Annotated in this window: 17 protein-coding genes and 2 pseudogenes; 14 read left to right on the top strand and 5 right to left on the bottom strand. The window is 53.8% G+C overall.

Annotation, left to right across the window (positions count from 1 at the left end):
- Positions 1 to 71 precede the first annotated feature (71 nt).
- The 6 genes from KW829_RS02155 (at position 72) to KW829_RS02130 (ending at position 9,881) form a co-directional block, all read left to right on the top strand.
- Positions 72 to 2,000, top strand: a complete 1,929-nt coding sequence (locus KW829_RS02155) for a type VI secretion system Vgr family protein (protein ID WP_218307504.1) — start codon at positions 72 to 74, stop codon at positions 1,998 to 2,000.
- A gap of 74 nt (positions 2,001 to 2,074) precedes the next feature.
- A complete protein-coding gene (locus KW829_RS02150; protein WP_218307503.1) occupies positions 2,075 to 2,509 on the top strand; it encodes a hypothetical protein in 435 nt (144 codons plus the stop codon).
- A 65-nt stretch (positions 2,510 to 2,574) separates the two neighbouring features.
- Positions 2,575 to 4,497, top strand: a complete 1,923-nt coding sequence (locus KW829_RS02145; RefSeq protein ID WP_218307502.1) for a type VI secretion system Vgr family protein — start codon at positions 2,575 to 2,577, stop codon at positions 4,495 to 4,497.
- A gap of 75 nt (positions 4,498 to 4,572) precedes the next feature.
- The gene (locus KW829_RS02140; protein ID WP_218307501.1) at positions 4,573 to 5,013 is read left to right on the top strand and encodes a DcrB-related protein; all 441 of its coding nucleotides are present in this window, start codon (positions 4,573 to 4,575) and stop codon (positions 5,011 to 5,013) included.
- Between the two features lie 3 nt (positions 5,014 to 5,016).
- Positions 5,017 to 9,408 (top strand): RHS repeat-associated core domain-containing protein, encoded by a 4,392-nt coding sequence (locus KW829_RS02135; protein ID WP_218307500.1) that lies wholly within the window; start codon positions 5,017 to 5,019, stop codon positions 9,406 to 9,408.
- Entirely contained in the window at positions 9,405 to 9,881 is a 477-nt protein-coding gene (locus tag KW829_RS02130) for a hypothetical protein (RefSeq protein WP_059311638.1), read from the top strand. Before KW829_RS02135 ends, KW829_RS02130 begins: the two co-directional genes overlap by 4 nt.
- 495 nt (positions 9,882 to 10,376) lie before the next feature.
- Here the strand turns inward: KW829_RS02130 and KW829_RS22990 are convergent.
- Positions 10,377 to 10,525, bottom strand: a pseudogene (locus KW829_RS22990) (hypothetical protein); the annotation flags it as partial.
- Positions 10,526 to 10,555: 30 nt separating this feature from the next.
- Here KW829_RS22990 and KW829_RS02125 point away from each other — a divergent pair.
- The 6 genes and pseudogenes from KW829_RS02125 to KW829_RS02100 form a co-directional block, all read left to right on the top strand.
- A pseudogene (locus tag KW829_RS02125) lies at positions 10,556 to 11,505 on the top strand (RHS repeat domain-containing protein); the annotation flags it as partial.
- 379 nt (positions 11,506 to 11,884) lie between these two features.
- A complete protein-coding gene (locus KW829_RS02120; RefSeq protein WP_059311634.1) occupies positions 11,885 to 12,364 on the top strand; it encodes a hypothetical protein in 480 nt (159 codons plus the stop codon).
- A 779-nt stretch (positions 12,365 to 13,143) separates the two neighbouring features.
- Complete coding sequence (locus tag KW829_RS02115) at positions 13,144 to 13,371, top strand: hypothetical protein (RefSeq protein ID WP_059311633.1); 228 nt, start codon at positions 13,144 to 13,146, stop codon at positions 13,369 to 13,371.
- 8 nt (positions 13,372 to 13,379) lie between these two features.
- On the top strand, positions 13,380 to 13,760 hold the full coding sequence (locus KW829_RS02110) for a hypothetical protein (RefSeq protein ID WP_218307499.1): 381 nt from the start codon (positions 13,380 to 13,382) through the stop codon (positions 13,758 to 13,760).
- A gap of 73 nt (positions 13,761 to 13,833) precedes the next feature.
- Positions 13,834 to 14,199, top strand: coding sequence for a hypothetical protein (locus tag KW829_RS02105; RefSeq protein ID WP_218307498.1), 366 nt, complete (start codon positions 13,834 to 13,836; stop codon positions 14,197 to 14,199).
- A 99-nt stretch (positions 14,200 to 14,298) separates the two neighbouring features.
- Complete coding sequence (locus KW829_RS02100; RefSeq protein ID WP_218307497.1) at positions 14,299 to 14,592, top strand: YciI family protein; 294 nt, start codon at positions 14,299 to 14,301, stop codon at positions 14,590 to 14,592.
- A gap of 54 nt (positions 14,593 to 14,646) precedes the next feature.
- Here KW829_RS02100 and ychF read toward each other — a convergent pair whose 3' ends face one another.
- Together ychF and pth are read right to left on the bottom strand one after the other, a co-directional pair.
- Positions 14,647 to 15,741, bottom strand: a complete 1,095-nt coding sequence (gene ychF, locus KW829_RS02095; RefSeq protein WP_218307496.1) for a redox-regulated ATPase YchF — start codon at positions 15,739 to 15,741, stop codon at positions 14,647 to 14,649.
- Between the two features lie 126 nt (positions 15,742 to 15,867).
- The gene (gene pth / locus KW829_RS02090) at positions 15,868 to 16,452 is read right to left on the bottom strand and encodes an aminoacyl-tRNA hydrolase (RefSeq protein ID WP_023336005.1); all 585 of its coding nucleotides are present in this window, start codon (positions 16,450 to 16,452) and stop codon (positions 15,868 to 15,870) included.
- Positions 16,453 to 16,726: 274 nt separating this feature from the next.
- On the opposite strand from pth, the gene ychH reads away from it, so the two are divergent.
- Positions 16,727 to 17,002, top strand: coding sequence for a stress-induced protein YchH (gene ychH / locus KW829_RS02085; RefSeq protein ID WP_042713911.1), 276 nt, complete (start codon positions 16,727 to 16,729; stop codon positions 17,000 to 17,002).
- Between the two features lie 120 nt (positions 17,003 to 17,122).
- The gene (locus tag KW829_RS02080) at positions 17,123 to 18,181 is read left to right on the top strand and encodes a MerR family transcriptional regulator (protein ID WP_218307495.1); all 1,059 of its coding nucleotides are present in this window, start codon (positions 17,123 to 17,125) and stop codon (positions 18,179 to 18,181) included.
- Here KW829_RS02080 and dauA read toward each other — a convergent pair.
- Both dauA and prs read right to left on the bottom strand, forming a co-directional pair.
- Complete coding sequence (gene dauA, locus KW829_RS02075; RefSeq protein ID WP_089599481.1) at positions 18,167 to 19,846, bottom strand: C4-dicarboxylic acid transporter DauA; 1,680 nt, start codon at positions 19,844 to 19,846, stop codon at positions 18,167 to 18,169. The genes KW829_RS02080 and dauA overlap by 15 nt on opposite strands.
- A gap of 124 nt (positions 19,847 to 19,970) precedes the next feature.
- On the bottom strand, positions 19,971 to 20,918 hold the full coding sequence (gene prs / locus KW829_RS02070) for a ribose-phosphate diphosphokinase (RefSeq protein ID WP_003856663.1): 948 nt from the start codon (positions 20,916 to 20,918) through the stop codon (positions 19,971 to 19,973).
- Positions 20,919 to 21,001: the final 83 nt, after the last annotated feature.

Raw genomic sequence — 21,001 nt, 5'->3', positions numbered from 1 at the left:
AAAACCACTTTGTCAAAATTAGCTTTACGTTCAAACACGTTTTCAGCATAAACCATTACGGAATACAGATTATGCTCAACCGAATTACCGTTCAGCTCCCGGTCGAGGGGCTGCTCTTCTGGAAACTCTCCGGCCGCGAGGCGATGTCCGAGTCGTTCGCCCTGACGCTGACCCTGCTCGGCACGGACGCGCGCATCGACCGCAGCAAATTGCTCGGTCAGCCGGTCACGGTGACCATCCCGACGCAGAACCTGCTCACCTCCCGCTATATCAACGGCAAAGTCACGCGCGTGGCGGTGAGCGCCGTTGAGCTGACGGGCACCCGCTACGCGGTGTACCAGCTGACGGTGGAGCCGGACCTGTGGCCGATGAAGCGCGACCGCAACCTGCGTATCTTCCAGGGTCAGACGGTGCCGCAGATTGTGAAAACCCTGCTGGGTGAGCATCAGGTCAACGTTGAGGACAAGCTCACCGGCAGCTACCGCGTATGGGACTACTGCGTGCAGTATCAGGAGTCGAGCCTGGACTTCATCAGCCGTCTGATGGAGCTGGAGGGGATTGCGTATCACTTCAGCCACGAGGCCGACAAACATACGCTGGTGCTCACCGACACCGCCACCCAGCATCAGCCGTTCAGCGGCTACGAGGTGATTCCGTATCACCAGACGCCATCCGGCGGCAGTACCGACGAAGAGGGCATCGGCCAGTGGGCGCTGGAAGACAGCGTGACGCCGGGCATTTACAGCCTCGACGACTACGACTTCCGCAAGCCGAACGCGTGGCTGTTCCAGGCCCAGCAGAACCCGGCATCGCCGAAACCGGGCAGCATTGACGTGTATGACTGGCCGGGCCGCTTTGTCGAGACCGGGCATGCGGAGTTCTACGCCCGCATTCGCCAGGAGCGCTGGCAGGTGGAGCATCAGCAGATTCAGGCCACGGCCACGGCGGCGGGCATTGCGCCGGGCCACATCTTCACCCTGACCAACGCGCCGTTCTTCAGCGATAACGGCCAGTATCTGGTGACGGCGGCCGGATACCACTTCGAGGAGAACCGCTACGCCAGCGGCGAGGGTGAAACCATTCACCGGACTGATTTCACAGTCATCCCGGCGTCGGTCTCTTACCGCCCGGCGCAGAGCACGGCGTGGCCGCGCACCTACGGCCCGCAGACGGCGAAGGTCGTGGGGCCGCAGGGGGAGAGCATCTGGACGGACAAATACGGTCGCGTGAAGGTGAAGTTCCACTGGGACCGTCTGGCGAAGGGCGATGACACCAGCTCCTGCTGGGTGCGCGTGTCGAGCGCGTGGGCGGGCCAGGGCTACGGCGGGGTGCAGATCCCGCGGGTGGGCGATGAGGTGGTGGTGGACTTTATCAACGGCGACCCGGACCGTCCGATTATTACCGGGCGCGTGTATAACGAAGCCAGCATGCCGCCGTGGGCGCTGCCTGCGGCAGCGACGCAGATGGGCTTTATGAGCCGCACGAAAGACGGTTCTGTCGACAATGCCAACGCCCTGCGCTTTGAGGATAAGGCGGGAGGCGAGCAGGTGTGGCTCCAGGCCGAACGCAACCTGGATATCAACGTCAAAAATGATGAATCCCATTCGACTGAAAAGAATCGAACCCAATATGTGGGAGAAGATGAAACCTTACGGGTTGTAAAAAATCAGAAAGCGGGCGTTAAAGGGGAGGTCGTTTGCCTGACGGGTAACAGTCGCAGTGACAAAGTGGTTAACGACTATATTCTTTCAGCGGGTAATACGCTGAGGCTGGAGTGCGGTGAAAGCGCCATTGAATTATCGAAAGATGGAAGCGTTAATATCATTGGCAATAACTTCAACTTTACGGCTAAGCAGAATGCGCAAATAAACACGCTTGGCGGTGAACTGCATTTGAATCCTGCCGGTGGAAGCAATGCGATCAATCCTCCTGGGGCATCTCACCAGACGGCAATCCAGCAGGAAGTGGATGGCTTTTTCGTTTTCAACGCTAATAAGTAAACGTATTCAGGCTGGTACATAACCGACAACCCCGTCACCGTAAGGCGCCGGGGTTGTCGATGGGATAAATTGTAATGCACTGGTTTTTCTTCCTTTTCTTTTTGATCCTGACGCTGGCGGTTATCTGGAAAGAAAAGAGCGCCTTTGATAAAAAACAGTGGATAACAACGGGCCTGATGTTGGTGCTTGTTCTGCTTTCTACGGTTGTCATTGGTTTCTTTTTGAAATGGCTGGCGCTGTCATTTTTATTATTTCCTGTCGCGGTGGCAAAAAAATACTCCATCATCATTTCTATGTCTCTTCTGTGCGTCTGGGGCATGAAATTTGCCGTCGCTTTGCTGTGTGCTCTATTTTCAGGCGTTATGGCCGCGCATAAAAAAATGAATTTTCGCAATTATGAAAAGATCTCCCTTATGTCACGCACCGTAGCGCCGCCCTTATTTGTCTTCGCTAAACTCCTTCTCTCGTTAGGGTGTGTCCTTATGTTTTCAGGCCTGTGGCTTAAGTAAGTGTTGCGATTGACGCTGCTTCGTGGCCCCTGAAACAACGATGTTGCATTTACGGAATAACGATTATGCTCAACCGAATTACCGTTCAGCTCCCGGTCGAGGGGCTGCTCTTCTGGAAACTCTCTGGCCGCGAGGCGATGTCCGAGTCGTTCGCCCTGACGCTAACCCTGCTCGGCACGGATGCGCGCATTGACCGCAGCAAATTGCTCGGGCAGTCGGTCACGGTGACCATCCCGACGCAGAACCTGCTTACCTCCCGCTATATTAACGGCAAAGTCACGCGCGTGGCGGTGAGCGCCGTTGAGCTGACGGGCACCCGCTACGCGGTGTACCAGCTGACGGTGGAGCCGGACCTGTGGCCGATGAAGCGCGACCGCAACCTGCGTATCTTCCAGGGGCAGACGGTGCCGCAGATAGTGAAAACCCTGCTTGGCGAGCATCAGGTCAACGTGGAGGACAAGCTCACCGGCAGCTACCGGGTGTGGGACTACTGCGTGCAGTATCAGGAGTCGAGCCTGGACTTCATCAGCCGTCTGATGGAGCTGGAGGGGATTGCCTATCACTTCAGCCACGAGGCTGATAAACACACCCTGGTGCTGACTGATGCCGCCACGCAGCATCAGCCGTTCAGCGGCTACGAGGTGATTCCGTATCACCAGACGCCGTCCGGCGGCAGTACCGACGAAGAGGGCATCGGCCAGTGGGCGCTGGAAGACAGCGTGACGCCGGGCATTTACAGCCTCGACGACTACGACTTCCGCAAGCCGAACGCGTGGCTGTTCCAGGCCCAGCAGAACCCGGCATCGCCGAAACCGGGCAGCATTGACGTGTATGACTGGCCGGGCCGCTTTGTCGAGACCGGGCATGCGGAGTTCTACGCCCGCATTCGCCAGGAGCGCTGGCAGGTGGAGCATCAGCAGATTCAGGCCACGGCCACAGCGGCGGGCATTGCGCCGGGCCACATCTTCACCCTGACTAACGCGCCATTTTTCAGCGATAACGGCCAGTATCTGGTGACGGCTGCCGGATACCACTTCGAGGAGAACCGCTACGCCAGCGGCGAGGGTGAAACCATTCACCGGACTGATTTCACAGTCATCCCGGCGTCGGTCTCTTACCGCCCGGCGCAGAGCACGGCGTGGCCGCGCACCTACGGCCCGCAGACCGCGAAAGTGGTCGGGCCGCAGGGGGAAAGTATCTGGACGGACAAATACGGTCGCGTGAAGGTGAAGTTCCACTGGGACCGTCTGGCGAAGGGGGACGACACCAGCTCCTGCTGGGTGCGCGTGTCGAGTGCCTGGGCGGGCCAGGGCTACGGCGGGGTGCAAATTCCGCGCGTGGGCGATGAGGTGGTGGTGGACTTTATCAACGGCGACCCGGACCGTCCGATTATTACCGGGCGCGTGTATAACGAAGCCAGCATGCCGCCGTGGGCGCTGCCGGCAGCAGCGACGCAGATGGGCTTTATGAGCCGCACGAAAGACGGCTCGGTCGACAACGCCAACGCGCTGCGCTTTGAGGACAAGGCAGGTGCAGAGCAGGTGTGGATCCAGGCTGAGCGCAACATGGACACCAGCGTTAAGAATGATGAAACGCACAGCGTCGGTGGCGAGCGCAGCCATTACGTTAAGAAAAACGAGCTGCATCGCGTGGAGGCTAATCAGATCCAGGCGGTGAAAGGTGGAACCGAGATCCTGACGGGGAAAGGCAAGCTGGATGCGGCGGTGGAGCAGTACGTTATCGCTTCCGGAACAAAGCTGAGACTTGTCTCCGGCGAGAGCGCCATTGAGCTTAACGCGAACGGCAAAATTAGCCTGATCGGCAAAGAGTTTAACTTCTTTGTTGAAGGGGATGGTCATATCACGACGGGCGGAAAGCTGCACCTGAATACCTCAGGCACAAAACCGGGCACCACGGCGCCGGGCGCGGGGCATAAAGGGGATATTGATGCGGCGGTGCAGGCGAAATTCACGCCGCCGAAAGAATAACCGCTTTCTGTCTGCCACCATGTTGTCCATAACGGTCCTTAAAATTCTTCAGCATTCTTAGACGCGGATTCACCAATGAAATATACCCTCCAGGAAGGTTCGTTTTCCCTTTTCCCTGCGGCCTGGCAGGATAACAGCATGAATATTATTCGCGATGACGAAAGCGGGCTGTCCGTCGTGGTCAGCCGCGGCGTTATCCCGGATGGCAGTGATTATGAGAAAGAGTTCCACCGCCAGTGGGACGTGATGCGCCCTCAGATGGGCGAGGTCGTTCAGAGCGAGTTCCAGGGTGTGAAAGCCGGGCCTGACGGCAACATCAGCGGTCTGGAAGTTGAAACCAACTTTGACCATAACGGGCAGCGCCTGTGGCAAAAACAGCTGGCCGTGCAGACGCCGGGCAAACCGGTGTTGATGATTTTCACCCTCTCGGCACTCAGGACATTCACTGAAGAGGACGAGGTGCGCTGGAGCGCGCTTAAGCAGAGTCTGACGCTGAACGACAACCGGAATGTGTAAGGCATGAGCGATAACAACGCGGCCCGTAAGGGCGACGAGATTATTCACTCCAGCATTTTTGCGGACATCACCAGCATTGTGGCGGAAGGTGCCGCCTATGCGGTGATCGGCGCGGCGGTGGGTGCCGCCGCTACCGTGGCAGCGCCATTGCTGGGGGCAGGAGCTGCAGCCGCAGGCGTGGCGGCGATTGGCTCCAGCTGTCTGTTAAGCGGCATCATTGGCGGCGTGCTGGCAAACGTGGCGGGGATCACAGACGATATCAGCAACGCCGCCGAAGGGTTAGGCAACGCGCTTTTCCCGCCGTCGCCTGCGGGGAAAATCACAACGGGTTCGAATAACGTTCTGACGAATGCGATCCCTGCCGCGCGCGCGGCGGGAACGCTGACGCCAGCAGATACCCCTTCACCTGAGCCGCAGTCTCCGGGCAGCTTTGCCGATTACGCGGGCATGCTGCTTTCCGCTGCCGGACAGTTTGGTAGCGAAATGTGGCAGCCGAGCGTGGCGTCTGCCGCCGCGGGCACCTCACCGCTGGAAGAAGACAAGGTGGCGTGTGAAAAGCACTCCGGACCGCAGTATCTGGCGGAAGGCTCGAAAAGCGTCTTCATCAACGGCCAGCCTGCGGTGCGTGCGAAAGATCGCACCACCTGCGAAGGGACCGTTTCCGACGACGTCTCTCCGAACGTGATCATCGGCGGCGACACGCTCACGGTTCGCGATATCAAAAGCGGCAAAACGCCGGGTCTGGCGCTGGGGATGATTGCGCTCTCCCTGCTCCGCGGCCGTCCGGGCAAGATCCTGAAAAACATGCCCTGCGCGCTGGCGGCAGCCGGCGGCGGGATGCTGGCCGATATGGCCGTCAATGCCGTGTTTGGCTCCTCGCACCCGGTTCACGCCGCCACCGGCGTGAAGGTGCTGAATGACGATGATGAACTCGATTTCTCGCTGCCGGGCCGCTTCCCGCTTCGCTGGCAGCGCAGCTACAACAGCCTGACCACCCGCGAAGGGCTGTTTGGCCTGGGCTGGGCTACCGCCTTTGACAGCTATCTGACGCTGGAAGAAAACAACGCCACCTGGTACGACGAAACCGGACGCGAGCTGAGCTTCGAGCTGCCGCCTGTTGACCGCGCGTTTTACAGCGTCAGCGAAGGCATCATTATCCGCCGTAATGAGAGCGGCGACGTGGCGATTGCTGACGATGACGGTGCGGTGTGGCGTCTGTATAAACCGACCCGGGCGAATCCATCCATCCTGCGTCTGGCCTCCCTCAGTGACGAGTACGGCAACGCGCTGCTGACGGAGTGGGACGAGCACGGCAGGCTGGTCGGTCTTCACGACGAGCCGCGGGCGATAGACGTCACCCTGCGCTATGAAGACGAACGATTCCCGCAGCGCGTTACCGCTGCCAGCCATTTCGACGGCAGCCATAGCTGGCCGCTGATGCAGTGGGGCTACGACGCGCGCGGACAGTTGGCGAGCGCGACGGATGCCTCCAGCGTGGTGACGCGTGAATACCGTTATAACGAGCACGGGCTGATGGTCTGGCACCGGATGCCGGGCGGTCTGGAGAGCGAATACCGCTGGAAAAAATTAGATCACTGGCGCGTGGTGGAAAACCGCACCAGCACCGGCGACGGTTGCCGCTTTAGCTACGATTTTGCCGCCGGGCTGACGACCGTTGAGCACTACGACGGTCAGACGCGCCGCCACTACTGGAACGCGCAAAATCTGATCGTCCGCTACGTTGACGAGCGCGGTGAAAACTGGCGCTACGAGTGGGATGACAACGAACTTCTGACACGTCGCATCGATCCGCTCGGTAACACCGTCACCTTCGTCTACGACGAAATGGGCAACCGGGTTCAGGAGATCGACGCCGACGGCAATGCCCGCGCAACGAACTGGCTTGAGCACCGCGCGCTGCCGTCAGCCATCGTTGAAGCCGACGGCAGCGCCACCCGGTTCTGGTACGACGAACATCACGGGCTGAAGCGCGTGGTGGACCCGATGGGACAGACCACACAGCTGCGCCGGGACGAGTTTGGTCAGGTCGTTGAAGAGATAGATGCCGCCGGCAACAGCCGCTACCAGGAGTACAACGAGGCGGGACAGCTGGTGCGCGCGACGGACTGCTCTGGCCGCACGACCCGGTATCACTATCATCCGCTGGGCTGGCTGGTCGCCGAGACTGGGGCTGACGGTGAAGAGACGCGCTATCGCTACGACGCTGCAGGGCGCCCGGTGCAGCTTGATCGCCCGGAAGGCTGGACGGAGTCGCTCAAATGGAACGAACGCGGCCTGCCGGTGAAGCATGCTGGCGCTGATGGTAAAGAAAGTGAGTTCAGATACGATGAGGCCGGTCGCTTAACCGCCACGCGTAATACTCAGGGTGAAGAGGTCCGTCGCCGCTGGGACAGCCGGGGGCGTCTGATTGCTCTTGAAAACGAAAACGGCGAAGCGTATCAGTTCCGCTGGGGAGCAGACTCTCTGCTTCTGGAAGAGGTAGGGCTCGATGGCGTGGCCTCGCAGTATCGCTACGACGCTTGCGGGCGCACGATAGCGCGTACCTTTGCCGGCGGTCATCCCGAAGCCATTACCCACGCCTTTGCCTGGAGCGCGAGCGGCCAGCTGGTCGCCCGCACCACGCCGGAAGGCCAGACCCGCTACCACTACACCCCGTCAGGGCTGCTGAGCCGGATTGGGCTGCACCCTGCGCTTTCAGCGGATGCGTGGAGCACCGAGGCAGAGCAGGAACTCGCCTTTGAATATGACGCGCTCGGTCGCGTGACGCGCGAAGCGGGCGAGCACGGTGAGCTGGCATGGGAGTATGACACGCTGGGCAACCGCACCTCCGTCACGCTGCCCGATGGCCGCGAGCTGAAGCAGTTCTACTACGGCAGCGGACATCTGCTCAGCATTGCTCTCGATAAGCTGTCGGTCTCCGATTTTACCCGTGACGAACTCCATCGTGAGACCAGCCGCACTCAGGGGCTGCTGACCACCCGCAGCGAATACGATCGTCTTGGGCGACTGCATCGCCGGGACGTCTTTACCGGCAATGCCCAGCGCCCGTCCCCGCGCCGCTGGTCCCGACGCTGGGATTACGATTACCGCAATAACCTGGTGCGGGAAGAGCGGGACGATAACCCGTTCAGCTGGTACCGCTGGCAGTACGACAGCGCCGGGCGTCTGCTGGTTCAGGACGGCACGCTGCCCGGCCAGGAGCAGTGGCGCTGGGACGCTGCAGGTAACCCGCTCGAAGGCTCTGCCGAGAAGGTTACACACAACCGCCTGACGCAGCTGAACGGCATTCGCTGGCGCTATGACAACCACGGCCGCACCGTGGAGAAAGATAACGGTCAGACTCGCTGGCACTACCGCTATGACGGCGAACATCGCCTGACGGAGGTTATCAGCCAGCCGCGGGACCGCAACAGGCCGCAAACGCAGGTCAGCTTCCGCTACGATCCGCTCGGGCGACGCATCAGCAAAACGCGCCAGCAGATGTTGGGCGGTCAGCCAGCCGGCAAGCCGGTCACTACCCGGTTTGTCTGGGAAGGGTACCGCCTGCTGCAGGAGCTGCAGGGGGATGTGCCGCTCACCTACGTTTACAGCGACCAGGACAGCTATGACCCGCTGGCGCGTATTGACGGCGTGGAAGCGCCGGAGATTTTCTGGTTCCACTGCCAGCCGAACGGCACGCCGGAGCGGATGACGGATATCGAAGGGCAGGTACGCTGGGAAGGGGTTAACAGCGCCTGGGGCAAGCTGCTGCGGGAAAGCGAAACGCAGCTATCAGGATATTCCCAGAACCTGCGCATGCAGGGGCAATACCTGGACCGTGAGACAGGGCTGCACTACAATCTGTTCCGATATTACGACCCGGACTGCGGACGGTTTACGCAGCAGGACCCGATAGGGCTGGCGGGGGGGATAAACCTTTACCAGTATGCGCCGAATGCGCTGGGGTGGGTGGACCCGTGGGGGTTGAGCCGTAAATGTAAGGATCCGTCAAAAGAAGCGACCCAATGGCAAGGCCCTAATAATAAAGACTATAAAGGAATCGACAGTTACTCGAACAGAACGCTTAAAAAAGGAACAATCCTTTATGCATTACATCCAAATGGTGATCAGTTACCCGCATATACCGTAACTCATCCTACAGTTAGGCAATATAAAGGTGATTCATTAGGATATCATGAGGCGTTACAGGTGAAACTTAATCCAGATTTCCCATTGAGAACAAAAGTTAGGGCATATTATGTTTCTGAGGATATATTTGTTGCTAATGGTCGTGCTAATGCGAATCCACTATACGGAAAAGGTGGAGGGATGCAGTTTTATATACCTGAAGAAGCACGTGGTAAATTAATTCCTGGTAAGGTGATAGATATATGAAAAAAATGACATTGAATTTTATAGATGGAAGCGTTAAAATTGATGGCTACACTGTTGAACTTAGTTCTTTTGAAAATTTTACTTCTTCTGAATTTTACAAAACCCATTCTGAATTCACCAAGATAGGTAAGTTTTATTTTGCGAAAGATGATATTGAATGGGAAGGTCAGAACTTTATTGTGGAGTTTAGACCAGCTGTTTTTTCATTTAATTCATGTCTTTTTCTTACAAGTAAAGATGGGGATTTCTATCAAACACTTAAAGATTGGGAGCTTAGAGCATCGTTAAAAAACCTTAAAGATGAAGAAAGACGTTTGACAGAATGGATTCAAAATAAACTCACGAAAAAGAAAATGGTAAAGATAAGTACCCCCCCTTATGGAGTTAAATGGAACTTTGAATGGGGTGAGCTAACAGTGCAATCAAATGAAAGATCTTTTGATTGCGGTATATATATAGAATGGAGAGATTAAAATCTAGTATATATGGAGGTTCTTAGGGTAACGCAGCAAACCCGAACAAGGGTTGCGGATGAAAAATGCCAGAATTTCCAATCAAGAAACATTGTTCCATAAAAGGGCTTTGAAACCATAAAATTCAATCTGAAATTACCTCCTTTGTTGAAGTTTCACGATGATAAAAAAATACGCCGAGACTTTAGAGCAATAAATACCAAAAACCTGGCAAGCTCTCCCTGAGCCAAAGCTCGAATGGGAGCTCGCCAATCGGTTCTCTGTCTGCATGTAAAGTGTATATTTTGATCTCGCGGATATGCTGAGGCAAAGAAATGGGGAGAGACAACATTGCGGACACGTGGATCGGGTATAGACATGGCATCCTTAATCGATGTCGGCATGGTCTGTTATGAGTTCAATCAATTCGAGGAAGCGGATAAACATTTTAACGATACTTATAACTACCGCAAAGAGCATGCTTTACAGGATAGACCTAAAAAAATATCTTGAGTTCTATCTGCGTAAGACGGTGTAAGAGCAGTAAATTATTCCCTTCAAAACAAACCAAACTTTAAACAAGAAGTTCAGCATTTCGCCATCTTTAACTATGTAATCATTCCCTCTGGCACGCATTTTCCAGCTTCCTTCCTGCCTTGTTCACCATGCTCTCGACAGACTATCAGTATGCCTGCGACGTACTCCACCGTGAGAACTGCCGACCCATGACTGCTGACCACCCGCAGCGAGTACGACTGTCTTAGCCGCCTGCATCGCCGGGATGTCTTCACCAGTAACGCCCGGCGCCCGTCGCCACGCCGCTGGACCCGTCGCTGGCAGTACGACAGCGCCGGGGTCGGCACGCTGCCTGGTCAGGAGCAGTGGCGCTGGGATGTGAACCCGCTCGACGGATCTGCTGAGAAGATCACGCACAACCGCCTGACGCAGCTGAACGGTATTCGCTGGCGTTATGACATCCACGACCGCACCGTGGAGAGGGATAACGGCCAGACCCGCTGGCACTACCGCTACGATGGCGAACATCGCCTGACGGAAGTGATCAGCCAGCCACGGGATCGCAACAAGCCGCAGACACAGGTCAGCTACCGCTACGACCCGCTTGGAAGACGCATCAGCAAAACGTGCCAGCAGATGCTGGTAAGCCGGTCACCACCCGGTTTGTCTGGAAAGGGTTCCGCCTGCTGCAGGAGCTGCACGGGGATGTGCCGCTGACCTACGTCTACAGCGATCAGGACAGCTACGATCCGCTCCGCTGGCGCGTATTGACGGCGTTGATGCCCCAGAAATCTTCTGGTTCCACTGCCAGCCGAACGGTACGCCAGAACGGATGACGGATATCGAAGGGCAGGTGCGGTAGGAAGGTGTTAACAGCGTCTGGGGCAAGCTTCTGCGGGAAAGTGAGACGCAGCTATCAGGATATTCCCAGAACCTGCGGATGCAGGGTCAATACCTGGACCGTGAGACAGGGCTGCACTACAATCTGTTCCGCTATTACGACCCGGACTGCGGGCGGTTTACGCAGCAGGACCCGATAGGGCTGGCGGGGGGGATAAACCTTTACCAGTATGCGCCGAATGCGTTGGGGTGGGTGGATCCGTGGGGGTTGAGCCGTAAATGTAAGGATCCATCTAAAGAAGCTACGAAATGGCAAGGTCAAGGTGATTACAAAGGTATAGATGTCTACAAAAATAGGAAACTGAAAAAAGGCACGATTCTGTATGCATTATATCCGAACGGTGATACTCCTCCATCATATGCGGTGACTTATCCAACCGTTAGGCAAAACAAAGGAAATGCTATAAGCTACCATGAAGCGCTTCAGGTTAAAATTGATCCTCATCGCACATTAAGAACGCAAGTAAGAGCTTATTATGTCAGCGAGGATATTGATGTCGCATATGGAAGAGCATTGGCTAATAACATTTATGGCCGAGGGGGGGGATGCAATTCTTTATCCCTGAGGAATTTAGAAATGTATTGATACCGGGGAAGGTTATAAGCATATGATTGATTTTGAAATTAACATCGCAGATGGCGAAGTTAAGTTAGATAATAAATATCTTTTAATACAACGGGAGGATGCGTTTATAGTTTCAGAACTTTACAAATATCTTGAATCAAAAAATAAAATGCAGAGATTAATTCCTTATCATTATACAGTTAATACCGTTCTTTGGTTTGATAAGAAATTTGAGCTTATAATACGCCCGTTATGCTTTAGCAATTTTCCATTTATGGTGCAATTAATTTATAAAGAGGGTGAGTATTATCAGGCAATAAGTGATTGGAATAAAGTTTCTAACATTGATATGTTAAACAAAGAAGTTGATTTCTTATATCGTTGGGTATCAGAGCAATATGATCTTGGCGAACCAGATGCAAAAGAAAAACATAGTGTAACATGGCGTTTGGAATGGGGTAATATTACTGTCTGCTATGACATTAAATCATTTAATTGCGGTATCTATATAACATGGAATTAACTATCGAATAAGTATTGCATATTATCTGTTTTTTTGATCTTTTATTTTTTAATAATCGATACGCATAAGCATATCAATGGTGTAACACGTCCACAGGTGGTCGATTCAGTGTGGTTAATGAGGGGTAAATAATTGCAAACGTTCCTCTAGATCTCGTTCTTAATGAAATCTGTGTAGCTTGTTCCACTGATTGGAACCTTCGAAAATAAAATGCTCCAGTATGAGTTAGGATTTATACTACGGATCCCGCTGCACTGTTGCAAATTTTCAAGTGCATATCTTGAGCAAATTAATGGTGGAACATTACAGCTGATACGGATAGGACGCAATTACCCTATGATTTGTAACGTGTTTACTCACTCCGGAGTATATAATATGTCAGAAGAAGAGTTACGTCACAATCTTCTTTTTTAATAAATAAATATGTTCCTGAAAATCAATGTGAAGCATTTCATGATTATTTATCAAAATCCGAAGTGCCAGTGAAAGATATTTTGGCTGAGTTTAATAAAATCAAAATTTTTGATAAAGTAGAGGTGGCTTAATTCGAGGTGTTTATTTTTTTTCTGAGGGGGAATTGAATTTGGAAAAATCATTTCTGTTACACTCTAAAAAAAAACAGCATCGGAATACTTCTCGTTTTATTTGTGATGACGGAATATTTTTGATCGTTGCAAGAAAAAATATAAATTAATATAATGATTGCGATTGACCATGATTTGTATATGGTATGAACAGCTTGCTACTTTAACTCACTGAAAAATTACTGGATAAACAACATGTATTTTTTGGAAAGAAAAGATGCTGAGAAACTTCTCCATAATTTTTTAAAGAATACTTTAAAAAATCAGGCTGATATTGATGCGTTAATGTGTCTGGCAATTAACCATGAATCTGGTATTCCTATGAAAGGAATAATATATGAATATGATAAAATGGAGAAAAATAAACCAACCGCACAAGATTTAGATGATCTTAACACACTGATGCATTTTTATGGTCCATGATTAGGAATATGAAGCCTACGCTACTAAAAAGTTATAATTACAGACCGGGTAAAATCATCTATGACGGAAAGGATGATGATTTTTATGATTATTCAGATAAGATCTTTATCCCTCAATTAAATAGCGAGATTATTTTCCAAAATAAAGACGCCAAACCCCTTTGGAATCTCCAGCACGATTTGATAAGTGAAGTTTTATATAATGTTTCGGAGATTAAAGTTATAACATATCAAGATGATCTTAAACCTTCTTATAAAAATAATGATCTGGATATTTATGTTTTTTCTCATTTATTTCCAGATGACACTTTGCATATTGTGTTGGCGGCGGGAGAAAGTCAGCCTGCCAGATATAAAATTATATTGTTAGGATATATAGTAACAACGTAATGTTTATACTGTATACTAAATTTTCTACATAAGCGTTGAATCATCCTTATGAAAATATTTTTTAAGAGCGAAGATGATCGCTGACTTCAGGTTTATTAAAGAAAATAGCGTTCTCGAATGGATGTGCTGTACAAAAAATGTACGCTTAAATATATCTTGCTTAGATCTCGCAATGATCGACTCAACACGCCAGTTAGTCTTTGCGTTAAGCGAGCCAAAGCCACTACCAACCGTTTTGACCATCTTCAATGCGCAGGGTGAAAAACTATTTTGGTCTGCACCTCCTGAAGGCGCATTTTTCTATTACTTAACTTTCAACCTGGCAAAGGAAGTGGTTGTGGTCTGTAGCTATATGGAAATGCAAAACGGCTGGCATGAGTGGTTTTATTCCTGGGATATGAAGCGTAATGCTTTGTCTCAATTGGGCCCAGCGTATTAACATCAAAAGCGCCAAAAAACGATAACAATAACCGGTAGCAAAAGAGGGCTGCATAAGCAGTTCCAACAACAGGTTTAAAACAGAGCTAAGAGGCAAAGGATGGGTACGGTTTACATTGTCATATTGACCTATATCAAACCCCTTGAAGAGGTTGACGCAGCGATACCTGCTCATGTGGAGTGGCTAAAAAAGGGGTATGCAGACGGGATATTTCTGGCATCGGGTAGACGGATCCCAAGAACCGGTGGAGTCATACTCGCTAAATGCGAGAGTCTGGTCTCTCTTGAAGAGCGCTTGCGCGAGGATCCTTTTCAGGCGTTGAAGCTTGCGACAGCCGAAATCATTCCCTTCGAACCCAGTATGAAGGCAGAACTTTTAGATAATGTGCTTTGACCCCGCAATAAAAAAATCCACGCCAGGGCGTGGATTTTTTTGACTCAAGACGAATCAGACGTTAAACAGGAAGTTCATTACGTCGCCATCTTTAACGATATAATCTTTCCCTTCCGCACGCATCTTGCCTGCTTCTTTCGCGCCTTGCTCACCCTTATAGGTGATGAAGTCTTCAAACGCGATGGTCTGCGCACGAATAAAGCCTTTCTCGAAGTCAGTGTGAATTTTACCAGCCGCCTGAGGCGCAGTTGCACCCACAGGGATGGTCCACGCACGCACTTCCTTCACGCCAGCGGTGAAGTAGGTCTGCAGGTTCAGCAGCTCATAGCCTGCGCGGATCACGCGGTTCAGGCCCGGTTCTTCCAGACCCAGCTCGGCCATGAACTCTTCACGGTCGGCATCATCCAGCTCGGCGATATCGGATTCAACGGCCGCGCACACGGCAACAACCACAGAACCTTCAGCCGCCGCGATTTCACGCACTTTGTCGAGGTACGGGTTGTTCTCGAAACCGTCTTCATTGACGTTGGCGATGTACATGGTTGGCTTCAGGGTCAGGAAGCTCAGGTATTTGATCGCCGCTTTGTCTTCTTCAGTCAGGTTTTTCAGTGCGCGCAGCATGCCGGCGTTTTCCAGCTGTGGCAGACATTTTTCCAGCGCAGCCAGTTCCGCTTTCGCGTCCTTGTCGCCGCCTTTGGCTTTCTTCTGCACGCGGTGAATAGCGCGTTCGCAGGTGTCGAGGTCAGAGAGCGCCAGCTCGGTGTTGATGACGTCGATGTCGTCAGCCGGATCCACTTTGTTGTTGACGTGAATAATGTTGTCGTTCTCGAAGCAGCGCACAACGTGACCGATCGCTTCGGTTTCACGGATGTTGGTCAGGAACTGGTTGCCCAGACCTTCACCTTTGGATGCGCCTTTTACCAGGCCCGCGATGTCCACGAACTCCATGGTGGTCGGCAGAATACGCTGCGGCTTCACGATGTCCGCGAGCTGGTCCAGACGCGGATCAGGCATTGGCACAACGCCGGTGTTAGGTTCGATGGTACAGAACGGGAAGTTCGCCGCTTCGATACCCGCTTTGGTAAGCGCGTTAAACAGGGTGGATTTGCCCACGTTTGGCAGACCGACGATACCGCATTTGAATCCCATTTCTAAATCACCTTAATATCTTGATAATCAATCCGTTAACGATAACCGACTGATGAAAAGTAAATAACTACGCCTATTATACACGTAACCCGCATGACGCGCGGTAAAAAAGCCGGATCGGACAGATTATTGCGCTTTGAAAGCGTGTAAGCGGTTTGTCGCTTTGGTTAGCCCGTCTTTCAGCCAGATTTCGGTGCAGCGCGCCGCTTCGTCTACCGCTTCGTCAATCAGTTTCTGCTCTGAAACCGGGGGCTTACCGAGTACGAAACCGACAACTTTGTTTTTATCGCCCGGATGACCGATTCCGACGCGCAAACGGTGGAAATTCGGGTTATTTCCCAGCTTGCTGATGATGTCTTTAAGACCGTTGTGGCCGCCGTGCCCGCCGCCCAGTTTGAATTTTGCTACACCAGGCGGGAGATCCAGCTCATCGTGAGCCACCAGAATTTCATCCGGATTGATGCGATAAAAGGTTGCCATTGCCGCCACGGCTTTACCGCTCAGGTTCATAAAGGTGGTGGGCACCAGTAAGCGAACATCCGCGCCAGCAAGGTTGATACGTGAGGTATAGCCGAAGAATTTAGGTTCTTCGCGCAGGGGAGCACGTAACCGCTCGGCCAGCAGATCGACGTACCATGCCCCGGCGTTGTGGCGAGTGGCCGCATATTCTGCGCCCGGGTTGGCGAGGCCGACAATCAGTTTAATCGTCACGATTCAATTCCTAATGGGTTCCAGATCTGGCGCGTAGTTTACTGTCTGGGGCGCCGCTTGACAAAATTCTGCGACCATCATAACGAAATGCGAATAATTTCCGGTTTGAACAATTAGAATTTCAAGCTGTTCAAAGCCTTATTTGTAAACTTTTGTTTGGGCGTTATCTGTAATTGTGATCATTCACGCAACTCATAAAAGGGGCGTTGTCTATACTTTACACACAAGGATTAGGGGCTTTTCCCCTGACAACCCAAAGTTCCGGAGGTGACACATGAAACGCAAAAACGCTTCGATACTCGGTAACGTGCTAATGGGGTTGGGGCTGTTCGTGATGGTAGCCGGGGTGGGTTATTCAATTTTAAACCAGTTACCACAGTTTGATCTCCCGCAATACTTCGCGCATGGCGCGATATTGAGCATCTTCATTGGTGCGGTATTATGGCTGGCGGGGGCTCGCGTGAGCGGCCATGAGGAAGTGTGTGACAAGTACTGGTGGGTGCGTCACTACGACAAACGCTGTCGTCGCGATCAGCATAAGCACAGCTAGTGCTACGATGAAGAACACCGAAACGGTTCCTTGGGGAGCCGTTTTTTTTTGCATCGTGGGTTGACCCTCACGTAACGTAAGGCTCCAGAGTGGCGCCACTGGCAAAGAAAAGGAGCAGTTATGTTGATTCAGGTGGGTGAGCTGGCGAAACGTGCCGCGATCACCGTGCGGACATTGCACCACTATGAGCAAACAGGGTTGTTGCTGCCTTCTGCCAGAAGCGCGGCAGGTTACCGGCTTTATAACCTGGCGGATGTCCAGCGTCTGCACATGATCCAGGCGCTGGCAAAAGCGGGGCTGGAACTTGCTGAAATCAGGGATTTCCTGGAACAGGAGTCGCTGTCGTTAACCGAGTTACTCGATGCGCAAATCATGCTGCTGGATAAACAGCTGCGCAGCATACATACGCTGCGCGACCGGCTGGTGGAGCTGCGGACCGGGCTTATCGACGATGCGACGCCGGATCTGGAATCCTGGCTACAGACTCTGGAGTTAATGAATATGTACGATCGCTGGTTTAGCAAAGAAGAGTTACAGCAGCTGCCGTTTGCGGTGCAGAAGGATGCGCTGGCGGCTATCTGGTCAGGGCTGGTTGCGGAGGCCAGCGCGCTGCTGCAACAACGTATACCCGTGACTGACGCACGAGCCATGGACCTGGCGACGCGCTGGATGGAACGCCTGGAGCAGGACACGGCGGGCAAGCCGGAGTTTCTTACACGGCTGAACGAGATGCACAGCGTTGAACCGCAAATGCAGGCGCAAACCGGCATCACGCCGGAGATGACGGATTACATCACGCGCGCATTTGCGGAATCCAAGCTCAGCATATGGGAGAAGTATCTCACTGCAGAAGAGATGGCCTTTACCCGGGCACACTACTTTGACCGCATGATGGAGTGGCCGCCGCTGGTGGCGAAGCTGCACCAGGCGCAGCGGGAACACCTCGCCCCCGCCTCTGAAGAGGCGCAAAAGCTGGCTGAAAACTGGCTGGCGCTGTTCCAGTCGTACGCGGGCACCAACCCGGAGACCCAGCAAAAGTTTCGCACTGCCATGCAGCAGGAGCCGCATCTGATGAAGGGAACATGGATGACGCCTGCCGTGCTTGGGTGGCTCCAGCAGGCGATCGGGGTGATGATGCAGAGACGTTTCTCTGCATCAGGTGACTCACAGATCCGCTAACGCCGCTTCGCGGTTAGGGTAGAAGGCAAGGCGGCCAGGGATGGGCTGCACGCCCGCGCGCGCCATGGTGCGCAGGGGCTGGAATTCCAGGTTACTCACCCGCAGCTCACAGCCTTCCGGCAGGCGTGCAACAAAGCGCTGGAAGGCATCCAGCCCGCCGGCATCCAGTACCGGTACGGCATCCCACTTCAGCACGACAACCCGTTTCCCCACGATGCGGGACTCCAGATCGCTGAACAGGCCTTCCGCCGCAGCGAAGAACAGCGGGCCAATCACGCGCAGCACCAGCACATCGTCAGGCACCTCCACGTTAACCGGGGAAAGGCGCGTCATCTGCGCGATGCGGCGCATAAAGAGCAGGGAAGCCAGCACGATCCCGACGCTGATGGCGATAACCATATCGAACAGCACGGTCAGCGACATGCAGATTAGCATCACGATGATGTCGTCCTTCGGCGCGCGACGCAGCAGGTTCACCACCTTATGCGCCTCACTCATGTTCCACGCCACCATCAACAGCAGCGCCGCCATTGCAGAGAGCGGGAGCCAGGAGAGCCACGGAGCTAGAATGAGTAGGGCGAGGATCACCAGCACGGAGTGGATAACCGCCGAAACGGGTGAGGTTGCTCCCGCGCGCACGTTTGCAGCGGAACGGGCGATGGCTGCCGTTGCGGTAATACCGCCGAAGAACGGCGCGATGATATTCCCTAATCCCTGACCGACCAGCTCGCTGTTGGCTTTGTGTTTGGTGCCGGTCATACCGTCCAGTACGACGGCGCAGAGCAGGGACTCAATCGCCCCCAGCATCGCCATAGAAAATGCGGCGGGAAGCAAAGCTCGCAGGGAATCCCAGCTTAGGGTAAAGCTGGAGCCGGGCATGTCCCAAGGCAGCACCAGCTGTGGCAACAGCTGCGGAATGCCGCTACCCTGTGAACCGTCCGCCAGAACATAGTGGAACTGCGAGCCGATGGTCGCGACATGACCCCCGAACATATTGACGATAGCCATCACCGCGCAGCCCAGCAGCAGGGCGGGCAGATGGCCCGGGAGACGGATCCCCAGACGAGGCCAGACGATCAGCGTACCCAGCGTCACAATCCCGATGGCGGCGTCGCCCAGGTTGGCGGTCGGCAGCGCCATAAACAGCGCCCCCACTTTCTGTAAATAGTGCTCAGGAACATGAGTCATCTGCAGGCCGAGGAAATCCTTGATCTGCATGGTTCCGATGGTGATACCAATCCCGGAGGTGAACCCCAGCGTGACGGAAAGGGGGATGTACTCGATCAGGCGGCCAAAGCGGGCCAGGCCAAACAGAATTAAAAAGACCCCGGACATCAGGGTGGCGACCAGCAGGCCTGCCAGACCAAACTGCTGCGAAACCGGGTAGAGGATCACCACAAAGGCGGCGGTCGGGCCGGAGACGCTGAAGCGCGAGCCGCCCGTAAGGGCGATGACGATCCCGGCAACGGCCGAGGTGTACAGACCGTACTGCGGCGCAACGCCGCTGCCAATCGCCAGCGCCATCGCCAGCGGGATGGCGATAATGCCGACGGTGATCCCGGCAATCAGGTCACGTACAAAGCGTGATGAGGTGTATTTCTCTTTCCAGCAGGCGTCGATGAGGGCGCGAAAGGGCAGAACATGTGAGGAGGTTACGTTTTTCACAATTATCTCTCATCCGTATGCGCATCATCTGTCATGTGAATGGCAGGTGAAGGAGGCATTAATCATACAAATAAAACCCAGAGACAAAAAAACCCGCCGCAGCGGGTTTATCGGCCGTGTTCGATTAGTGTTCGAACATTGCTGAGATGGATTCTTCGTTGCTGATACGACGAATCGCTTCGGCCAGCATCCCGGACAGGGTCAGGGTACGCACGTTTGGCAGTGCCTTGATCTCGTCGCTCAGAGGGATGGTATCGCATACCACCACTTCGTCAATGACGGAGTTGCGCAGGTTGTTTACCGCGTTACCGGAGAAGATCGGGTGGGTCGCGTAAGCGAACACGCGCTTGGCACCACGCTCTTTCAGCGCTTCAGCTGCTTTACACAGCGTACCGCCGGTATCGATCATGTCGTCAACCAGCACGCAGTCGCGGCCAGCAACGTCACCGATGATGTGCATCACCTGAGAAACGTTAGCGCGCGGACGGCGTTTGTCGATGATTGCCATGTCGGTATCGTTCAGCAGCTTAGCGATAGCACGGGCACGTACCACGCCGCCGATGTCCGGAGAAACCACGATTGGGTTGTCCAGGTTCAGCTGCAGCATGTCTTCCAGCAGGATTGGGCTGCCGAATACGTTATCAACCGGGACGTCGAAGAAGCCCTGGATCTGCTCTGCGTGCAGGTCAACGGTCAGTACGCGGTCAACACCGACGCTGGACAGGAAGTCAGCGACAACTTTAGCGGTGATTGGCACACGTGCAGAACGGACGCGACGGTCCTGACGGGCATAGCCGAAGTAAGGGATTACAGCAGTGATACGGCCTGCTGAAGCGCGACGCAGGGCGTCGACCATAACAACCAATTCCATCAGGTTGTCGTTTGTTGGAGCACAGGTGGACTGGATGATGAAAATATCACCACCGCGTACATTTTCGTTAATTTGTACGCTGACTTCGCCGTCGCTAAAGCGACCTACGGCGGCGTCGCCGAGGGAAGTGTACAGGCGGTTGGCAATACGTTGTGCTAGTTCCGGGGTGGCGTTACCAGCAAAAAGCTTCATATCAGGCACGAGAAGAACCTCAGGCATGCGTCCAGTGGTGGATAGCGTTCGCCGCAAACTGTGCGGGCCAGGCAAATGCTATCCAGGCGGTG

The sequence above is a fragment of the Enterobacter sp. ENT02 genome (genome assembly GCF_019219165.1).
In the GTDB taxonomy this organism is placed as follows: domain Bacteria; phylum Pseudomonadota; class Gammaproteobacteria; order Enterobacterales; family Enterobacteriaceae; genus Enterobacter; species Enterobacter mori.
The sequence above is the reverse complement of the archived record's forward strand: the minus strand, read 5'-3'. Positions and strand labels throughout refer to the sequence as shown.

Excerpts from the sequence above, each read along its gene's own strand:
- ychF (WP_218307496.1), bottom strand. The coding sequence starts at position 15,741 with ATGGGATTCAAATGCGGTATCGTCGGTCTGCCAAACGTGGGCAAATCC.
- KW829_RS02140 (WP_218307501.1), top strand. The coding sequence starts at position 4,573 with ATGAAATATACCCTCCAGGAAGGTTCGTTTTCCCTTTTCCCTGCGGCC.
- KW829_RS02145 (WP_218307502.1), top strand. The coding sequence starts at position 2,575 with ATGCTCAACCGAATTACCGTTCAGCTCCCGGTCGAGGGGCTGCTCTTC.
- KW829_RS02105 (WP_218307498.1), top strand. The coding sequence starts at position 13,834 with ATGATCGCTGACTTCAGGTTTATTAAAGAAAATAGCGTTCTCGAATGG.
- KW829_RS02155 (WP_218307504.1), top strand. The coding sequence starts at position 72 with ATGCTCAACCGAATTACCGTTCAGCTCCCGGTCGAGGGGCTGCTCTTC.
- KW829_RS02080 (WP_218307495.1), top strand. The coding sequence starts at position 17,123 with ATGTTGATTCAGGTGGGTGAGCTGGCGAAACGTGCCGCGATCACCGTG.
- KW829_RS02115 (WP_059311633.1), top strand. The coding sequence starts at position 13,144 with ATGTATTTTTTGGAAAGAAAAGATGCTGAGAAACTTCTCCATAATTTT.
- KW829_RS02120 (WP_059311634.1), top strand. The coding sequence starts at position 11,885 with ATGATTGATTTTGAAATTAACATCGCAGATGGCGAAGTTAAGTTAGAT.
- ychH (WP_042713911.1), top strand. The coding sequence starts at position 16,727 with ATGAAACGCAAAAACGCTTCGATACTCGGTAACGTGCTAATGGGGTTG.
- KW829_RS02150 (WP_218307503.1), top strand. The coding sequence starts at position 2,075 with ATGCACTGGTTTTTCTTCCTTTTCTTTTTGATCCTGACGCTGGCGGTT.
- KW829_RS02135 (WP_218307500.1), top strand. The coding sequence starts at position 5,017 with ATGAGCGATAACAACGCGGCCCGTAAGGGCGACGAGATTATTCACTCC.
- KW829_RS02100 (WP_218307497.1), top strand. The coding sequence starts at position 14,299 with ATGGGTACGGTTTACATTGTCATATTGACCTATATCAAACCCCTTGAA.
- KW829_RS02110 (WP_218307499.1), top strand. The coding sequence starts at position 13,380 with ATGAAGCCTACGCTACTAAAAAGTTATAATTACAGACCGGGTAAAATC.
- KW829_RS02130 (WP_059311638.1), top strand. The coding sequence starts at position 9,405 with ATGAAAAAAATGACATTGAATTTTATAGATGGAAGCGTTAAAATTGAT.